The 17,349-nt window shown below is 58.2% G+C and carries 15 protein-coding genes; 6 read left to right on the top strand and 9 right to left on the bottom strand.

Annotation, left to right across the window (positions count from 1 at the left end; translation table 11 throughout):
* Nucleotides 1–4: 4 nt before the first annotated feature.
* Nucleotides 5–1,132, bottom strand: a complete 1,128-nt coding sequence (locus AC1ROR_RS15960) for an LLM class flavin-dependent oxidoreductase (protein WP_059758165.1) — start codon at nucleotides 1,130–1,132, stop codon at nucleotides 5–7.
* Nucleotides 1,129–1,980 carry an ABC transporter substrate-binding protein gene (locus AC1ROR_RS15955; RefSeq protein ID WP_498589995.1) on the bottom strand — a complete coding sequence of 284 codons (852 nt, stop codon included), beginning with the start codon at nucleotides 1,978–1,980 and terminating at the stop codon, nucleotides 1,129–1,131. Before AC1ROR_RS15955 ends, AC1ROR_RS15960 begins: the two co-directional genes overlap by 4 nt.
* A 211-nt stretch (nucleotides 1,981–2,191) precedes the next feature.
* Between AC1ROR_RS15955 and AC1ROR_RS15950 the strand changes: the two genes are divergently transcribed.
* Both AC1ROR_RS15950 and AC1ROR_RS15945 read left to right on the top strand, forming a co-directional pair.
* Nucleotides 2,192–2,557, top strand: a complete 366-nt coding sequence (locus AC1ROR_RS15950) for an ArsR/SmtB family transcription factor (RefSeq protein WP_035220809.1) — start codon at nucleotides 2,192–2,194, stop codon at nucleotides 2,555–2,557.
* Between the two features lies 1 nt (nucleotide 2,558).
* Entirely contained in the window at nucleotides 2,559–3,188 is a 630-nt protein-coding gene (locus AC1ROR_RS15945; RefSeq protein WP_498589994.1) for a glutathione S-transferase family protein, read from the top strand.
* A 6-nt stretch (nucleotides 3,189–3,194) separates the two neighbouring features.
* On the opposite strand, the gene AC1ROR_RS15940 is transcribed toward AC1ROR_RS15945, so the two are convergent.
* Both AC1ROR_RS15940 and AC1ROR_RS15935 read right to left on the bottom strand, forming a co-directional pair.
* The gene (locus AC1ROR_RS15940; RefSeq protein ID WP_498589993.1) at nucleotides 3,195–5,030 is read right to left on the bottom strand and encodes an ABC transporter ATP-binding protein; all 1,836 of its coding nucleotides are present in this window, start codon (nucleotides 5,028–5,030) and stop codon (nucleotides 3,195–3,197) included.
* Nucleotides 5,031–5,240: 210 nt separating this feature from the next.
* Nucleotides 5,241–6,437, bottom strand: coding sequence for an aminotransferase class V-fold PLP-dependent enzyme (locus AC1ROR_RS15935; protein ID WP_498589992.1), 1,197 nt, complete (start codon nucleotides 6,435–6,437; stop codon nucleotides 5,241–5,243).
* Nucleotides 6,438–6,525: 88 nt separating this feature from the next.
* Here AC1ROR_RS15935 and AC1ROR_RS15930 point away from each other — a divergent pair, with 88 nt between their 5' ends.
* Nucleotides 6,526–7,362 (top strand): IclR family transcriptional regulator, encoded by an 837-nt coding sequence (locus AC1ROR_RS15930; RefSeq protein ID WP_498589991.1) that lies wholly within the window; start codon nucleotides 6,526–6,528, stop codon nucleotides 7,360–7,362.
* 6 nt (nucleotides 7,363–7,368) lie between these two features.
* On the opposite strand, the gene AC1ROR_RS15925 is transcribed toward AC1ROR_RS15930, so the two are convergent.
* The 5 genes from AC1ROR_RS15925 to AC1ROR_RS15905 form a co-directional block, all read right to left on the bottom strand.
* Entirely contained in the window at nucleotides 7,369–7,863 is a 495-nt protein-coding gene (locus AC1ROR_RS15925; RefSeq protein WP_498589990.1) for a RidA family protein, read from the bottom strand.
* 88 nt (nucleotides 7,864–7,951) lie between these two features.
* Nucleotides 7,952–9,175, bottom strand: coding sequence for an amidohydrolase/deacetylase family metallohydrolase (locus AC1ROR_RS15920; protein ID WP_498589989.1), 1,224 nt, complete (start codon nucleotides 9,173–9,175; stop codon nucleotides 7,952–7,954).
* A 1-nt stretch (nucleotide 9,176) separates the two neighbouring features.
* Nucleotides 9,177–10,052, bottom strand: coding sequence for an ABC transporter permease (locus AC1ROR_RS15915; protein WP_059758176.1), 876 nt, complete (start codon nucleotides 10,050–10,052; stop codon nucleotides 9,177–9,179).
* Nucleotides 10,052–10,993, bottom strand: coding sequence for an ABC transporter permease (locus tag AC1ROR_RS15910; RefSeq protein WP_498589988.1), 942 nt, complete (start codon nucleotides 10,991–10,993; stop codon nucleotides 10,052–10,054). Before AC1ROR_RS15910 ends, AC1ROR_RS15915 begins: the two co-directional genes overlap by 1 nt.
* Nucleotides 10,994–11,229: 236 nt before the next feature.
* On the bottom strand, nucleotides 11,230–12,756 hold the full coding sequence (locus AC1ROR_RS15905; protein WP_498589987.1) for an ABC transporter substrate-binding protein: 1,527 nt from the start codon (nucleotides 12,754–12,756) through the stop codon (nucleotides 11,230–11,232).
* A gap of 495 nt (nucleotides 12,757–13,251) precedes the next feature.
* Here AC1ROR_RS15905 and AC1ROR_RS15900 point away from each other — a divergent pair, with 495 nt between their 5' ends.
* The 3 genes from AC1ROR_RS15900 (at nucleotide 13,252) to AC1ROR_RS15890 (ending at nucleotide 17,083) form a co-directional block, all read left to right on the top strand.
* The gene (locus AC1ROR_RS15900) at nucleotides 13,252–14,376 is read left to right on the top strand and encodes a glycosyltransferase family 4 protein (RefSeq protein WP_498589986.1); all 1,125 of its coding nucleotides are present in this window, start codon (nucleotides 13,252–13,254) and stop codon (nucleotides 14,374–14,376) included.
* Between the two features lie 58 nt (nucleotides 14,377–14,434).
* Complete coding sequence (locus AC1ROR_RS15895) at nucleotides 14,435–15,484, top strand: acyltransferase family protein (RefSeq protein ID WP_498589985.1); 1,050 nt, start codon at nucleotides 14,435–14,437, stop codon at nucleotides 15,482–15,484.
* 402 nt (nucleotides 15,485–15,886) lie between these two features.
* Nucleotides 15,887–17,083, top strand: coding sequence for a polysaccharide biosynthesis/export family protein (locus tag AC1ROR_RS15890; protein ID WP_498589984.1), 1,197 nt, complete (start codon nucleotides 15,887–15,889; stop codon nucleotides 17,081–17,083).
* Nucleotides 17,084–17,349: the final 266 nt, after the last annotated feature.

The following is a 17,349-nucleotide window of genomic DNA, read 5'->3' as shown; positions in this document are numbered from 1 at the left end:
ATGCTCAGGAGGCCTTGGCCGAGAGGTCGCGATCGAACAGGGTCGACCATGTGAATTGTTTTGCCGTCGAGACCTCACGCGATACGTCAAGACGCGGCAGAACCTTTTCGCCGAAGCGGAAAGCCTCTTCCAGCAATGGCATGCCGGAAAGGATGAAGGTATTCACCCCCGCCTTCTTATAGGCCTCCAGCGTGCGGATGACAGTATCCGGCGAACCGACAATCGCGGTTCCCGGGCCCGGACGGACAAGGCCGATGCCGGCCCAGAGGTTGGGCGCGATTTCGAGATCGCGCAGATTCTCCGGCTTCTGCCCGCCATGCATCGCCGTCATGCGCTGCTGGCCGACGGAATCCGTCTTGCCGACGAAACGCTGGTTGGCGGCAATGGCCCTCTCATCCATGCGGCCGTAGAGATCGGCGGCGGCGGCCCATGCCTCTTCATCCGTATCACGTACAATAACATAGAGACGAATGCCGTATTCCAGCTCGCGGCCAAGCTTCTCCGCCCGCGCCTTGACGAGATCGACCTTCGCGCCGATCTGGTCCGGCGTTTCACCCCAGGAAAGATAGGTCTCGACATGTTTGGCCGCGACATCGATGGCCTTGTCCGAGGAGCCGCCAAACCACAATGGCGGAGGCTCGATGCCCTGCCCCACCGGCAGCGCCAGCTTTGCGCCCTCAGTCTGGAAATGTCGGCCCTTGAAATCGACTGTTTCGCCGGCAAAAAGGCGGTGCCAGATCTGCAGATATTCATCCGCCATATCATAGCGCTCATCATGCGGCATGGTCATGCCGTATGCGCCGAGCATCTTCGCATCGCCCGAGACGACATTGATCAGCAGGCGTCCGCGCGAAAATTCCTGAAGCGTTGCCGCCATCTTGGCGAGCAGCGTCGGCGCGACAAGTCCCGGATGAATGGCGACCAGAAACTTCAGCCGCTCGGTATAGGAAAGCAGCGCGCCCGCCAGAACCCAGACGTCATGCGCGCCTGTGGCAAACAGCGCGCCGGTGTAACCCAGCTGGTCGTAAGCGAGCGCGAGCTGTTTGTAATAACCGAGATCGACCTTGCGGGACCCTTCCGGCTGCCAGGGATAAGCGCCGTCGGGCGCGCACATGTACCAGAAAACATTCATCTGCCGCCTCCCGTGCTGGCTGACTGCCCGGTCAGAACCGGTAAAGAGAAATGACCGTGCCTGTAAAGCGTATCAGCCTCCTCCTGCTGTTCGGCAAGGATATTTTCGGCAGCGGCCACGACCGAAAGGTCTCGCGACCTCAGCACCTTGGCCCAGGACTGTGCATCACCTTCGCTGCCAGGTTCCGCGGCGAGAAGGGCGGCGGCTTTGTCGATATCCGCCATCACGGCCCGGCCGACGCGATCCAGTTCAGCCGCAATTGCCTGCCCTGTCTCGCCCGCTATATTGTGGCGCGCAAGCGTCCAGAACAGCGAACGGTTGGGAATGGTGGAACCGCAACGGACAAGAAGGCTGATCTCTTCATGGGTCAGAGCCTTTTCCAGCCGCGGCGACATCGTCACCCAGGCATCGACACGGCCTTCCACGAGATCGCGCAGGCTATCGCTATCGCCGCTTTCGATACGGGTCACATCCGCAAGACCAAGCCCCGCCCCTTCCAGGCTGCGCGCCAGAAGATAGGTGTGAAACGATCCGTCAATCAGCGATATGCGTTTTCCGGCAAGATCCGCTGCGGAGCGGATCGGGCTGTCGCGCCGCACGAGGATCGCGCCATTGGCAGGCCGTGGTGCGGACGCGGCGATATAGACCGCTGAAAGCCCGCGTGCATCCGCCTCGATGGGCGGCGTCGAACCCGTACCGCCGAAATGGATTTCGCCCTTTTCCAGAAGCGCCGCCGTATCGCGGCCTTCACGATAGGCCACGAATTGCGGATCGAATTCTTCAAAGGCGCCGGGCCAGAGCCGGGCGAGACGTAAATGTAGATTGTTGGGATGGACCCCGATTTTCATGTCGACACCTCATTTCGCAATCAATCTACTTTTTTATAGAATGTTTTCGAGGAACGTTTTGGCGATCCTCGGCCGGAAAGCGAAAGAGAAATCTACCAATCCTGTAGATTTTAAAAAATGCGTAATCAGGCCAAACTAGCTTTCATCAAGCCATTGAAATTTATCGTCACACAATATACTTTTTTGTAGTTTGAAAAATGGGCCTGTAGTCGTGACGAAACCGGTTTCCAATCTCATCTGCCGCAGCGTGGTGGAAGCGAGCGAGCTTTTGAAGCTTGTCGCCAACGCCAATCGTCTGGCCATCGTCTGTTATCTCATGGAAACGGAGGCTTCCGTTTCCGCGCTGGAATATGAACTCGGCATCCAGCAGCCAACGCTTTCGCAGCAACTTGCCGAATTGCGCGACGCTGGTGTGATCGAAGGTTCGCGGGAAGGCAAAGCGGTGATCTATCGTGTCACCGATCCGCGAATTATTGAGCTCGTTTTGACGCTACGCGGTCTTTACACGGACCTTTCCGATGTGACCGGGAAGAAAGGCAGACGGGCTTTGCCGCTTGATGAGGCAATGTTCGACTAACATGATCGACCTTTATACCTGGATCACGCCCAACGGCCTTAAAATCTCGATTGCACTGGAAGAACTTGGCTTGCCCTATCAAAGCCATGCCATCGACATCGAAAAAGGCGAGCAATTTGCCGCCGATTATATCAGCATCAATCCCGGCTCGAAAATCCCTGCGATTGTCGACGATGAGAACGGTACCGTCCTGACAGAATCGAACGCGATCCTGATTTATCTTGCCGAAAAGGCGGGCCGGCTTCTGCCCGCCGCCGCGACCGAGCGACTGGTCGTCACCGAATGGCTGATGTGGCAGGCCGCCAATTTCGGCCCGACACTCGGTTATGCCCATTATTTCCTGACCTATCATGCCGGACAGGCACCCTTTGCCGAAACGCGTTTCGCGGCAGATGTGGCGCGGCTTTACCGGACATTGAACGACCGCTTGAACGAGCGGGAGTTCGTGGCCGGCGATTTCTCCATCGCCGATATCGCCATCTGGCCATGGGTCTCGCGTTTCGCGCGCCACAGGATCAACCTCGACGACTTTCCAGCCGTGCAGACATGGTATCGCCATCTCGGACAGCGGGAAAGTTTTAAGCGCGGTTACCGTATACCTTTCGTGACATCGGATGTGCCCGGCCTGTAACCAGCTTCAGCAGGCAACGAGGTGGCCGGGCGAAACCTCGCGATATTCACGCGGCTTGACGACATAATCGACGGCGCGGATCGGGCTTTTCAGCTCGTCATTCGCAGCACCCCGCCGCGTGTTGCGGCGATCCGGATCCGGCACCGGCACGGCCGCCATCAGCTTGCGGGTATAGTCATGCTGCGGATTGTCGAAAACCGCCGCACGTGGGCCGATTTCGACGATCTCGCCGAGATACATCACCGCCACACGATGGCTGACGCGCTCCACCACCGCCATGTCATGGCTGATGAACAGGAAGGCAAGGTCGAGGCTTTGCTGCAGATCCAGCATCAGGTTGATGACCTGCGCCTTGATGGAAACATCCAGCGCCGACACGCTTTCGTCGGCAACGATCACCTTGGGCTGAAGGGCGAGCGCGCGGGCGATGCAGATGCGCTGGCGCTGGCCACCGGAAAATTCATGCGGATAACGCGAAGCCATGTCCGGTGAGAGACCGACCTTCGCCAGCATATCGGCCACCACATCCTTCGCCTCGCGGGCGCTTCCCATGCGGTGTTCCAGAAAAGGTTCGGCAATCGCCGCACCCACCGTCATGCGCGGATTGAGCGAGGCGAAGGGGTCCTGAAAGATCATCTGAACCGTCTTACGCATGTCCCGCATGCCCGTCTTGTCGAGCGCGAGAATGTTTTCGCCGTTGACCACGACCGAACCGGCATCCGGCTCGATCAGCCGCATGATGGCGCGTCCGGTGGTGGACTTGCCGCAGCCGCTTTCGCCCACCAATGACAATGTTTCACCGGCCCTGAGATCGAAGGATACGTTTTCCACCGCATGCACGCGGCCGCTGAGGCGCCCCAGAAGACCGGAGTGGATATCGAAACGCTTGGTCAGCCCCTCCACCTTGAGCACGGGCTGTGCAGCGGCGTCGACGGTATCGGCCGGACGCGCCGGCTCCTGCGTTTCTCCCGTGGTGGTGTTGACGATGGGAAAACGGAGCGGTCTTTCCTCGCCTTTCATCGACCCCAGAACCGGAACGGCGGACAAAAGTGCGCGGGTATACGGATGTTTGCCGCGATGGAAAATATCGGCCGTCGCACCGACTTCCACCTGCTCGCCGCGATACATGACGACCGTGCGGTCGGCGATTTCGGCGACCACACCCATATCATGGGTAATGAAGAGGACCGACGTGCCCTCCTCTTCCTGCAGCGTCTTGATGAGGTCGAGGATCTGGCCCTGAATCGTTACATCGAGCGCCGTCGTCGGCTCGTCGGCGATCAGGAGCTTCGGTTTGGAGGCGAGCGCCATGGCGATCATCACTCGCTGACGCATGCCGCCGGAAAAGCGGTGCGGATATTCATCGAAGCGCGAGGCGGCAGACGGGATGCGGACCTTTTCGAGAAGGCGGATCGTCTCCGCCCGCGCTTCAGCTTTCGACATCGGCTGGTGGCACAGCAAAGCCTCGGAAATCTGGTCGCCGATGGTAAAGAGCGGATTGAGGCTGGTCATCGGCTCCTGAAAGATCATGGCCACTTCATTGCCCCGCACCCGCCGCATGGCATCTTCGGAAAGTGACAGCAGGTTGCGACCGCCGAGCAGGATTTCACCCTGCACCCTGCTGCTTTCGCGGTCCAGCAGCCGCATGATGGAAAGCGATGTAACGCTTTTGCCCGAACCGCTTTCACCGACGATCGCAACCGTCTCGCCCGGCCCGACATCGAAGGAAATATCACGCACCACGGGCTTCCAGCCGCCATCCACGTGAAAAGACGTGGTGAGATTGCGGACGGAAAGCACGGCATTTTCGGCACCAAGCGGTGCTGCCTGCGGCATGGTCATGATCGTTCCCTTCTTTTTATGTTTCAACTCAGGCACAGCGTTGCGGCAAATTTCTTCTCCCCGCCGGGGAGAAGGTGGCCCGAAGGGTCGGATGAGGGGGCAACGCCAGCGATAGACCGCACTCTCGCCCCCTCATCCCGCTGCCGCGGACTTCTCCCCCTCGGGGAGAAGAAGCTCGCGGCACCCGCTCGTTCCATATGCAGTCGTTACTTAGTCCGGCCAGCGCAGCATACCGTCGAAACGGTGGCGGCTGCGGTCTTCGAACGGCGTGGCGATCACCTCGTTGGAGGCGCGCGCCTTGTCCAGCTCCTCGGCCAGACGGGCAGCCACGATGGTTTCCTGGCCGGGATGCAGGTTGCAGGGATCGAGATAGAAATAGCGGTGTTCCACCTCGTGATCGCGGGCAATGATCGGCGGGCTGCCTTTGGCGAGCGCCGTCGTCAGGTCCCAAGCGGTGATATGGGCTTCTTCGGCGTCGATGATGACGCGCAGCCGGTCGAGCGGGTTATTGGTCGGGTCGGGCTCGATCAGCGCCGTCACGCCGGGGCGTCCGTTCAGCGTCTTTTGCCAGAGGTTGAGATAGCCGGTTTCGCGCTCGCGAATGCCGTCATGGTCACGCTTTTCCCAGGCTTCCAGCGCCGCCATGACGCCGTAAATGCTTTCCTTGCCGACCTTCATGCCACGGCCGATGCCCATATTCTGCAGGAAGGCGTTGCGCACGAGTTCCTTTTTGCCGGCGACGATGCCGGACGTGGGACCGCCAAGGAACTTGTGGCCGGAATAGAGGACAACATCCGCGCCCGTCGCCAGAAACAGCTCCAGGTCATATTCGGACGCCGCATCGACGATGACGGGCACGCCCCTGGCGTGGGCAATCTCGACAAATTCGGAAAGATGCAGCAAACCGTAATTCACCACATGGTGCGAGACGACATAGACCGCCGCCGCCGTCTTTTCGGTGATGGCGTTTTCCATGTGGAAACGGTGGGTCGATGTCGCCTGCCCGATCAGCACCACCTTGCCGCCGCCGAGGCGGATCGCCTGATCCACCGGCGCGCCATAGCTCACCACATGCCCCATCTGCACCAGCACTTCGTTCTTTTCAGGCGCGACATCGGGCAGCTTTTCGATGGCGAGCAGATTATTGCCGGTAATGGCGCCCGCCACTGCAAGGCTGATGCCGGAGGAGCAGGACGCCGTGACGAAACCGGCCTCGCCGCCCGTCAGTCTGGCAATGATCGCGCTCGCCTTGCGTTGCAGATCATTGATCTCGACGAATTGCGGCAGGATGGACGCCATGGCCTGAACGGCCTCGGGAACGACAATCGATGCGCCGAGCGAGGTCATGGTGCCCGAGACGTTGATGACCGGGCGAAGGCCGATCCTGCTTCTGATATCCTCGGTCATGTCTTTCTCCTGTCTTTGCGATGCGATGGGCATCGACATATATGCCATAATAATGTAATAGCTTCTCAAAACCCGTGAGGAGCCAAAATTGGACGCCCATAAACTGGACGAAACGTCTTCAACCGCCCTGTCCGAGGCCGCCGAAAACGCAGACGCGAAGGCGGCCAAGCGCTCGCGCGTCAGCGGTATCGACCGTGCGCTTCAGGTTATTGATTACCTTTACGAAACCGGATCGCCAGCCGGCGCTTACGCGATTGCCAAGGCCATCAAGGCGCCGCTTTCCACCGTTTATGTGATCGTCGACGATCTCGTCGAAAAGAACATGCTGGCGCGTAATGCCGACGGCAACATCTGGCTCGGCGCGCGGCTTTATCATTATGGCCTCGCCTATGCCCGCTCGCTGGACTTCATGGGTGTCGCCACCCACGAAATGCACGATTTGTGCCGCCATGCGGGCGAAACCGTGCAGCTTTGTGGCCGCGATGGCGACCATATGCTGGTGTTGGCCATGGCCGATGGTCCGAGCCATTTTCAGGTCGCGTCGCGTGTCGGCACCCGTGTTCCCCTGAACTGGACGGCCTCCGGCCGCCTGCTCGTCGGTCATTTGCCGGAGGCGGAGCGTGTCGAACTGTTCAAGCGCTGCGCCCGCACCTCGCCGACCGGCCGCGCCGAAATCAACCCCGAAACCCTGTCGCAATCGGCAGGTACCGCTTTCCGTGACCGGCTGTCGATACAGGTCGCCGAATCCGATTACGCCGTCGCCTGCATCGCCTCGCCGATCTGCGACAACAGGGGCGAATGCGTTGCGACGATTTCCATCGTGCTGCCGGAGCAGAAGGTGCTGGCGGACGAGAACCATTATACCGAACAGGTCAGGGTTTCGGCGGAACGGATCGAAAAGCTGATGGGCTGGCGCAACCATTGAACGGCCTCAATCCTTGAGCGCGACGATTGCTTCTATCTCAACGGTGATGTTACCCGGCAGCGAGCCGAAACCGACGGCGGAGCGGGCATGTTGTCCCGCCTCGCCGAACACATCGATGAAGAGATCGGAGCAGCCATTGATGACGCTCGGGTGATCGCGGAAGTCGCTCACCGCATTGACCATGCCGAGCAGCTTGACCACCTTTTTCACCCGCGACAGATCACCCAGCGCCTCATGCATGACGGCGAGGAGATTGATGCCGGTGAGCCGCGCATGGTTATAGGCCTCTTCCAGCCCGATTTCCGCGCCCACCTTGCCGGCATAAAGATGGCCGTTTTCCTCCCGGGGGCCCTGTCCCGAAAGATAAAGCATGTTGCCTTCCACCACATGGGTGACGAAATTGGCAATCGGCGGCGGCGGCGGCGGCAGGGAGATGCCGAGCGCGGCGAGCCGGTCATAAGGCGAATGGCGCCCCTCTGCCTCAAGCGAAGACTGTTTCACGCGAATTCCTCATAATACAGGGACGGGTATCCCTTAATCTCTGCGGAAGACGGAGGAGATTGCCTTCCTCCGCCTTGTCCATTTGGGTTCAGCGCCAGGAATAACCATGGCTGTGGCGCACCAGCTTGCGCGCTCTTGGAATATAACGGCTGGCAGCAATCGCTTCCGCGCCGATGACCGCGTAACGCGGCTCGAACAGGCGCGTCAGACGCGCCACGTCGCCATTGGAATCGGTCGCCTCCAGATCGGCGTCCACTAGATCGAAAATGGTGAAGTCGGCGCGTTGGCCAACATCGAGACGGTTTTCCATATCGAGCCGAATGACGGAGGCCGGATTGCGGGTAACGGCCTCGACGACATTTTCGAAGGGCATATCAACCGACAGCAGCTTCGACATGGTCGTCGCCAGATCCCAGACCGGGAAATTCATCGAATGCCCATGCAAATCCGTGGAGATCGAGAATGGCAGCAGCCCGCGTGCAATCGCCGCTTCCGCCACCTTGAAGGAGAAGGAGGCGCCGCCATGGCCGATATCCAGCCGGATGCCTTCGCCCGCGCAGCGTTCGGCAAGGTTGAACAGGTCTTCGTCTTCCATGATGCTGGAGCCCGACTTGCCGTTGAAGCAGTGGGTCACGACATCGCCGGGGCCGAGAATTTCCAGCACCTCGTCATAAAGTGCGGGCGGTTCGCCCACATGCACCATCATCGGCACTTTCAGGATCTTGGCGATCTTCTTGCCGAGCTTGACCGGTGTGACGCCCCAGGAGCCGGTGATGACATGGCTCGCCCGCACCTTGAGGCCGACGATGTGCTCGCTGTTTTCGGCGTAACATTCGATGATACGATCGAGATCGATATCTTTGATGTCGCGCAGTTCCGGCACGCGGTTGCAGGCGACGAGACCGATGGAACCGAGATTGAGGAAGGCCTTGATGCGCTCCCTCGAGGGCTCGATGATATATTCGCGGAAACCGTGGAAATTCGCCTCGCCCGCCGAACCGGCATCCACCAGCGTCGTCACGCCGCGTTCCGCCCCGCATTCGGAGGGGCGAATGGAGATATCGGTGCCGCCGTGCCAGATATGCACGTGCAGATCGACCCAGCCGGGCGAGACGAAGGCACCCTTGGCATCAATGCGCTGCGCATCCGCAGGCGCCTGAATGGCAGGCCCAACCGCAGCGATCTTGCCATCGCCGCCGATCAGAATATCGGTCGAAGCCTGTGATGCACCTTTTCCGAAACCGACGGGTTTCACATTGGAGAGAAGAATGGGAGCTTGAAGAGGCGTTTTCGCCTGTTCACCGGACGTCATATTACAAATCCCTTCGCAGTCTTGGGTCGAGCATGTCCCGCAGCCCGTCACCGACCATTTGCAGCGACAGCACGGAAAGAATGATGGCAAAGCCGGGGAAATAGGTCATCCAGTCGGCCTGGCCGATATATTGGCGGCCGGCGGAGATCATGGTTCCCCAGGTCGGAATTTCGGGGCTGACACCGAGCCCCAGAAACGACAGGCCGGCCTCGGCCAGCATGGCGCTGGCGAAAAGGAAGGTGCATTGCACGAGGATGGGCGAGACCAGATTGCGCAGCACATGCCGCGTCATGATGTGGAAGGTGGAAATGCCAAGCGCCTTCGCCGCCTCCACATAGGGCAATTCACGGATCACCAGCGTCGAGGCGCGCACGATGCGGGCAAGGCGCGGCGAATAAACCACAGCAAGCGCAATGATCACCGTCGTCAGCGACGGGCCGAGGGCCGCCACCAGCGCGATGGCCAGCAGAATATCCGGAAAGGCCATCATCGCATCAATCAGTCGCGCGATCGGCGTATCCAGCTTCTGGAAGAAACCGGCAAGCAGGCCGAGCGTGATGCCGATCAGCGCCGAAAGCGCCACCACGGCGGCACCGACCAGAAGCGACAGCCTTCCAGCATAAATGGTGCGGGAAAACACATCGCGACCGAACTCGTCGGTGCCGAACCAGTAAAGCTCGCTTGGCGGCTTCAGGCGGTTCACGATCGACAGTTTCGATGGTGAATAGGGCGCAATCATCGGTGCGAAAACCGCGAGCAGCACAAACACGAGGAGTACGATGAGACCGGCAGCGACCGTCTTGCGCTTCAGGAGACGCCGAATGAACAGGATAGTAGGGTTGCGTGCCGGCGGGGCGGTGGAAACAATATCGGCCATCAGTAACGAACCCTAGGATCGACCAGCAGATAGAGCATGTCGATTGCAAAATTGATGAGCACGTAAAGCCCGGCGATGATGAGAAGCGCGCCCTGAATGACCGGATAATCGCGCCGGAGAACGGCCGAAACGACGAGATTGCCGACGCCCGGCAGGCCGAAAACGGTTTCCGTGACGACCGCGCCGGAAATCAGCACGGCGGCGGTAAGTCCAAGCACGGTCAGGATGGGAATAAGAGCGTTTTTCAGCGCATGTTTCATCACCACGCGGCGCTCCTTGACGCCCTTGGCACGGGCGGTGCGGACATAGTCGTCGCCTAAAACATCCAGCATCGAGGCGCGGGTGAAGCGCAGAATGAGGGCGGAGGAAACGAGGCCGAGCGCGATTGCCGGCAGGGTCAGGTGATACATGCGCTCAAGGAAGCTCGCGCCCGGACCGCCATAACCCGATACCGGGAACATATCGAGCCGCACAGCGAAGACCTGCATGAGAATGAGGCCAAGCCAGAAGCTCGGTATGCTCGCCGCCAGCATCGCCACCGTGGTCGCTGCCTGATCGACAAAAGAGCCACGCCGGTAAGCGGCATAAATGCCGATGGGAAGCGCGATAACGCTGGCGATCAACAGCGAAAAAATCGTCAGGAAGAATGTCGGTTCGGCCCGGTCCAGCAGCGCTGAGCCGACCGGCATGTTAAGAAAGATCGACTGACCGAGATCGCCCTTCAGCAATTGCCCGATATAATAGACATATTGCACGCCGAGCGACTGATCGAGACCGAGCCGGCTGCGCAGCTCGGCAATGTCCTGCGCCGAGGCATCCGGCCCGAGCATCACGGCCGCCGGGTCTCCGGGTGTTACACGCAGGATGACGAAGACGATGGTGACGACGAGGAACATCACCACGATCATCCCGGCAAGTCTCTGGAAAATATACCGTATCACGTATGTATGCTCCGAAGCGCGTGATGGGCCGCTATCAGGCGACGGTTGAAACGAGTAGTCGATGGGTGCCGATAATTCCGGCACTCACGGTCGGAAAACACTTGCCTCCGTCATGCCGGACTTGATCCGGCATCCAGCCACCACGCGTCTGCGTGGTGAAAGGTTCTCTTGCGACCAGGGACCTGATCGCGCTGGACCCCGGCTCAAGGCCGGGGTGACGGCGTGCGGAGCCGGCCTTACTTCGTGACCGAAGCGTTCCAGAAATACGGCCAGGGAGCCGGATCGACGCCTTCGAGCTTGTTGGACTTGGCCGCCACGGCGTTGAAGTCACCGATCTTGATGAGCGGAAGCTCGGCATAGATCGTCTTCTGCACATTGGCCCAGAGCGCGATACGCTTGTCCGGATCGGCTTCCGAGGTGAAGGCGTCAACCGCGGCCTTGCGCGCCGGCGTATCCCACCAGCCTGGCGAGCCGGTGGAGAGCGCGCCGATCAGCGCCGGCTCCGGCAGGAAGGGGCTGTGGGTGATATAGACATCCCAGAGCTTCGGATCGGCGCGGCGCTGTGTCAGCGTCGCCCAGTCCACCACCTGCATATCCACCTTGAAACCGGCAAGTTTCAGATATTCCGCAGCAACCTGCGCCATCTTGTAGTGGAACTCATACTGCCGGCTGGTGAGGATGCGCAGCGGCTCGCCATTATAACCGGCAGCCTTCAGCTTTTCGGCGGCGGCTTCCGGGTTGCCGACGTTGTAAGTGCCCTTGACGCCCTCTTCCGAATGCCAGGAGAAATTGGACGGATAATAAGCGCCGTCAAGCGCGTAAAAATCCGTGCTGCCAAAGGCAGCCGCCAGCATGTCTTCCATGTTCAGCGCTTCGGTCACCGCCTTGCGGACCTCCAACTTGGAAGAAAGCCCCTCCTTCGTATTGAACACGAAGACCGGATAACCGAAGGGCTTCAGCATCAAAGGCTGCGAGGCAGATGACGACTTCACCTTGTCGAAGGATTCCACCGGAATGGAATCGACATAATCATACTGGCCGGAAACGGCGGCCTCGACACGGGTATTTGGATCGGGCACCGGAACGAAGCGGATTTCATCGAGATACTGATGGCGTGCGCCACCATATCCGTCGCTTTCGCCGTCACGGGACTTGTAGCCATCGAAACGGACGAGCTGGATATATTGATCCGCCTTGCGTTCCTTCAGCATATAGGGGCCGGTGCCGATAAATTCGGCCATTGGTTCGGCCTGCTTCTCGGCCGGCAGAATGATGGCTGCCGAATTGTTGAAGGCAAGCAGCGAGGTCAGCGGCGCATAGGGCTGCTTGAGAGTGATTGTGACCGTTCCGGCATCCGGTGCGGAGATATTGTCGATGAAACCGGCGGCCTGCTTGCCGCGCGAGGCGATCTTCATCCAGCGGCCCAGCGAAGCGACGACATCTTCCGAGGTCATGTCGCTGCCGTCATGGAACTTGATGCCCTGCCGCAGCTTGATCGTATAGGTTTTACCATCAGCACTGATCTCGGGCAGGCTTTCCGCCAGAAGCGGCGTAACCTTCCAGCCCTTGTCGAAGGTGTAGAGCGTTTCAAAAATATGCTGCGTGACGATACCGACGAGGTCGGCAGTCGACGCCATCGCATCAAGCGTCGGCGGCTCGCCGATCGTGGCGACATTGATGACGCCGCCCTTTTCCTGAGCCATCATCACACCCGGCGCAAGCAGCAAAGCAGCGGTGGCGAGAAATGCAAGTTTACGTCTCATTGTTAAGCTCCCAGCTCTTAGTTCCAACCTTATGTGTTCCATTATTATGTTATATGCATCTTTATAACAGAATATCTCGATAAGACGCCTTGTCAATGACCTTGCCGCGAGATGGCTGGATTCATTGATTTGGCAAAATAGGAGAGAGATTTGGGGGGAACGAGAACAGAAGATTTGAAGCGCGAGCTTCAGCCAGAACCGAGTGAAAACGAGCCAACCAGGGCAGACATGGATTCGGCCGGCGTCTGATACTCGCAGATGGAGACCGGGTTTTAAGAAGGTTGGATATTTCGCATTTGCGAACAAAGTGCTATTGAGGTTCTGACCAAGACCAGATTACGACACGCATAACTTCGCATTTCTATTAATCGTTACCTTATCTGCCTCCACCAGCCGTGTTTTTAAAGGCTGCCGACAGACTTATATTCCAGGCCGCCGTGCTTTATTCCAGGGCGGATTATAAATTTTTATTACGTTGAAATTATTGAGGAAATTATGAAGACGGCAATCGTGCATGACTGGCTCACCGACAGAGGTGGGGCCGAAAAAGTGCTTCACAACCTTCTTGAAATTTATCCTCACGCGGATCTCTATTGCCTCGTCGATTTCATGAGCGAGCGCGACCGGGGTTTCCTCGGCGGGCGACCGGTCAACACGTCCTTCATTCAGAAGATGCCCTTCGCGCGAAAAAAATACCGTTCCTATCTGCCGCTCATGCCGCTCGCCATCGAGCAATTCGATCTCAGCAGCTACGATCTGGTGATTTCCTCAAGCTATGCCGTCGCCAAGGGCGTCATCACCGGCCCCGGGCAGTTTCATGTGTCCTATATTCACAGTCCGATCCGTTACGCCTGGGATCTCCAGCACCAGTATCTCAAGGAAACCAAGCTCACTCGTGGGTTTGCCTCTTGGATCGCGCGCGCCATTCTCCATTATATCCGCATGTGGGACATCCGCACCTCTCACGGCGTCGACCTGATGACGGTCAATTCCAAATTCATTCGCAGCCGTGTGCGCAAATGTTACGGGCGTGATTCCACCGTGATCTATCCGCCGGTGGACACATCACATCTGTCGCCCTCCGAATGGAAAGGCGACTATTTCGTAACCGCATCACGGCTCGTGCCCTACAAGAAAGTGCACCTGATCGTCGAAGCCTTTGCGAAAATGCCCGACAAACGGCTAGTCGTCATCGGCGATGGACCGGACATGAAACGCATCCGTGAAATCGCCACGCCCAACGTCGAAATCCTCGGCTTTGTCGGAAATGAAGAGCTTCATAAATATATGGCAGAGGCCAAGGCTTTCGTCTTCGCCGCAGAAGACGATTTCGGCATCGTGCCGGTCGAATCCCAGGCGCTCGGCACACCGGTCATCGCCTATGGTAAAGGCGGGGTATTGGAAACCGTCATCCCCCTCGGTGCCTCAAACCAGCCGACCGGCCTCTATTTCGGCGAACAGACCCCGGAAGCGATCTGCGCCGCCGTCCAGGAATTCGTCGATAATTCCGACCGTTTCGACAAGAACGCCTGCATTGACAATGCCGCCCGTTTTTCCCGCGAACGCTTCCTGCGGGAATTCGCCGATACCGTGAATTTCGCGCTGGCGGAGCGGGCCTGAGGAGAATGGCGTCATTTAATCGAAGGCCACGTCAGCGAAATTCACATTGAGTGCTCGCATGGAACAAAATCAATCGCGCGACAGCAGTTATGACGTTGCCAGAGGCCTGTGCATATGCCTCGTTGTGTTCGGCCATGCGGAAAGAGGCTTGAGCGGCTCAGGCGCACCACCGTATTTCAGCCTCCTGGGTTTCGCTGACTATGCCATCTACACTTTCCACATGCCGTTTTTTTTCTTCGTGTCGGGACTGTTTTTCTCGTCCGGGAAAAATAGGAACTCGATGGAATTTCTCGCCAAACTCGGGAAGAACATCGCTTACCCGTATCTGTTCTGGTCGCTCCTGCATGGCAGCCTGATGGTGGTTATGGGGCAACTGGGACTCACTAATACCACTATCGATTTCACGAGAGTTCTCGAAATCCTGTGGAGTCCTATCAGTCCCTTCTGGTTTCTTTATGCGCTGTTTTTCTGTCAGCTCGCATCATATGGGTTAAAGCAAGTCCCGGCCATTCTTCGTCTAGCGTTCACGTTCGTCGCCTTTGCACTTCTTTATCTCACCAGCCATCCCGTCCTTTCAGATATCGGTTATGGGCTTCTCTATTTCACGCTCGGCATCGTCGCTAAGCAATATGGCCTCCAGGAGAGGCGATATGGGATGCGCTCATTTCTCGTTATTTTCGCTGCCTTTGCGATTTCCACCTATTTTTCATGGCAAGCCGGAATTCCCGAGCGTCTTCCCATCATATCGGCGATCCTTGGTATAGTTATGGTTGTCTTAATATCCCAAATCCTCGCAGACCGTGAAAATGCTATCGCGTCAATTTTCAAGACGCTCGGCAAATTATCCGTTGGCATCTACGTCATGCACATCCTCGCTATCGGCTTTGCTCGGGCAGTTGCGGTAAAGCTGTTTCACTTAACGGATATTGCGAGCCTGCTGGCGATAACCACGATCATCGGCATCTTGCTTCCGACTTTTATTCAAATGGTGGCCATCCGTCTCGGGATACATGAGTGGTTGGCGCTACCCGCCTCTGCCTATCGCAGACCGATAAAAATGTCTGTCGCTCCAGCCCGTCTTTCCAGCGGCACCATTGGTGATAGATGAAAAATATTATTGCAAAACAATTGATTAGATAACTTACTGCATCGGCCGCGAAAGAAACCCTGCAAGCGTGACAAAACTGCACTAGCGCAATGCAGCAATCAAAGAGAATATGGCCGCGAATGAATATTGAAGAGCAGCAATACTGACAGCATGCGGGCGCGCGAATATTGCGAATGGCGCGGGTTTCTCAGGCGCAGTTACGCGTTGAATGAACTTGAAGCATCGCCTGAAATTGGGCATATGCCTGATACGAGCATCAATATTGCGGAATGCGATTCTGCTGAACGACTATATTGCCGATTAGGGTTTCCTTTGTCGGTGTTTTAATGAAGTGCCCATTTTAAAAATTATACGATGTCCGGCCCATCTGCTTTTTCGGACGAAATTCATTTTGAGGACCAAATGCGTTTATTGAATGTTTCGATTCTGCTTGCCTCTGCCGCACTGGCGGGCTGCACGGTCACTGCGGCATCAGGGCCGGATGCGGCGACAATCGAATCCAACGCTTCCGTAAAGTTCAGCACGAAGGACAAGAAGAAGACCGCAGGCGTCGACTACGCGCTCATCGATATAAACAGTTCCGTTCTGAACTATGTTGGCGACACCACCAGCAGCACGCTGCTTGGCAGCTTCGGCGGCGGCAAGGGTGGTGTTCCGGCTTTGCCAATGGGTGTTGGCGACGTGGTGCAGGTCGCGATCTTCGAAAGCCAAGCGGGTGGCCTCTTCATCCCCGCCGACGCAGGCAGCCGTCCCGGCAACTATATCAGCCTGCCGAACCAGACGGTGGACCGGGAAGGCAATATCAGTGTTCCCTATGCCGGCAAGATCCGCGCGACCGGTCGCAATGTCGAGGACGTTCAGAGCGAAATCGAAGAACGGCTGGCCAACCGCGCCATCGAGCCGCAGGTCCTCATCACCAAGATTTCCAGCCGCTCCGCGCAGGCTTCCGTGCTTGGCGACGTCAAGGAGCCAACGAAGGTTCAGCTTTCGGAAGCGGGTGATCGCGTTCTCGACGTCATCTCCTATGCGAAGGGTCTGAGCGCCCCGAACATCGAATCCTACGTCACCCTGATCCGCCGCGGAAAGACCGCGCGTGTCAATTACAACCACCTCGTCAGCACGCCCACCGAAAACATCTATGTGGTTCCGGGCGACACGATCATGGTGGAGCGTGAGCGCCGCACCTATCTGGCCTTCGGCGCTTCCGGTCTCAATGGGCGTTTCGAGTTCGAGGATGCGGATCTGAAGCTGTCGGATGCACTGGGCAAGGCCGGCGGATTGCTGGATTCCCGTGCGGATCCCGCTCAGGTGTATATCTATCGTATCGTCAAGCGCGACCTTCTCGTGAAGCTCGGTATCGACACCTCCAAGTTCCCGGGCCAGGAAATCCCGGTCATCTTCCGTGCCAACCTGCGCGACCCCTCAACTTTCTTCGCCAGCACGAAGTTCCCGATGCAGGATCGCGATATCATCTACGTTACGAATTCGCAGGCAACCGAACTTTACAAGTTCCTGGATCTCGTCGGTTCCGTTCCCGCAACGACGGGCAATGTCGCCGAGGACGTGCTCGCGACGCGCAACGCCATACGGGCCTTCTAATCCACGATATCTTACCGCTCACATCAAAGCCGCCCCGGAAACGTGGCGGCTTTTTCTTTGGAAGGAACCACAAGCTGCGAGCGAACCCGGCCCGCTTTAGACGCGGCCGCATGTCGGGCATGGGCCTGAGACCTGGTCTGCGGTTCAGATGGATACCACGCAGCCGGTTTTCTTCCAGCGCTCCGTCGCGACCAAAATCGATGCAGCTTTCGATATCGAGACCGGGGACGCAGACCGTCAGCGGCCATACGCTGAACCCGGCGGCC

The organism is Agrobacterium sp. GW821-FHT14E08, from assembly GCF_058803865.1.
Note: the sequence above shows the minus strand (reverse complement) of the source record. Positions and strands in the feature narration are given on the sequence as shown.

What these genes read in the sequence shown, in the direction of transcription:
- AC1ROR_RS15960 (WP_059758165.1), bottom strand. Translation starts at nt 1,132, where the DNA reads ATGAATGTTTTCTGGTACATGTGCGCGCCCGACGGCGCTTATCCCTGG.
- AC1ROR_RS15955 (WP_498589995.1), bottom strand. Translation starts at nt 1,980, where the DNA reads ATGAAAATCGGGGTCCATCCCAACAATCTACATTTACGTCTCGCCCGG.
- AC1ROR_RS15945 (WP_498589994.1), top strand. Translation starts at nt 2,559, where the DNA reads ATGATCGACCTTTATACCTGGATCACGCCCAACGGCCTTAAAATCTCG.
- AC1ROR_RS15940 (WP_498589993.1), bottom strand. Translation starts at nt 5,030, where the DNA reads ATGACCATGCCGCAGGCAGCACCGCTTGGTGCCGAAAATGCCGTGCTT.
- AC1ROR_RS15935 (WP_498589992.1), bottom strand. Translation starts at nt 6,437, where the DNA reads ATGACCGAGGATATCAGAAGCAGGATCGGCCTTCGCCCGGTCATCAAC.
- AC1ROR_RS15920 (WP_498589989.1), bottom strand. Translation starts at nt 9,175, where the DNA reads ATGACGTCCGGTGAACAGGCGAAAACGCCTCTTCAAGCTCCCATTCTT.
- AC1ROR_RS15915 (WP_059758176.1), bottom strand. Translation starts at nt 10,052, where the DNA reads ATGGCCGATATTGTTTCCACCGCCCCGCCGGCACGCAACCCTACTATC.
- AC1ROR_RS15905 (WP_498589987.1), bottom strand. Translation starts at nt 12,756, where the DNA reads ATGAGACGTAAACTTGCATTTCTCGCCACCGCTGCTTTGCTGCTTGCG.
- AC1ROR_RS15900 (WP_498589986.1), top strand. Translation starts at nt 13,252, where the DNA reads ATGAAGACGGCAATCGTGCATGACTGGCTCACCGACAGAGGTGGGGCC.
- AC1ROR_RS15895 (WP_498589985.1), top strand. Translation starts at nt 14,435, where the DNA reads ATGGAACAAAATCAATCGCGCGACAGCAGTTATGACGTTGCCAGAGGC.
- AC1ROR_RS15890 (WP_498589984.1), top strand. Translation starts at nt 15,887, where the DNA reads ATGCGTTTATTGAATGTTTCGATTCTGCTTGCCTCTGCCGCACTGGCG.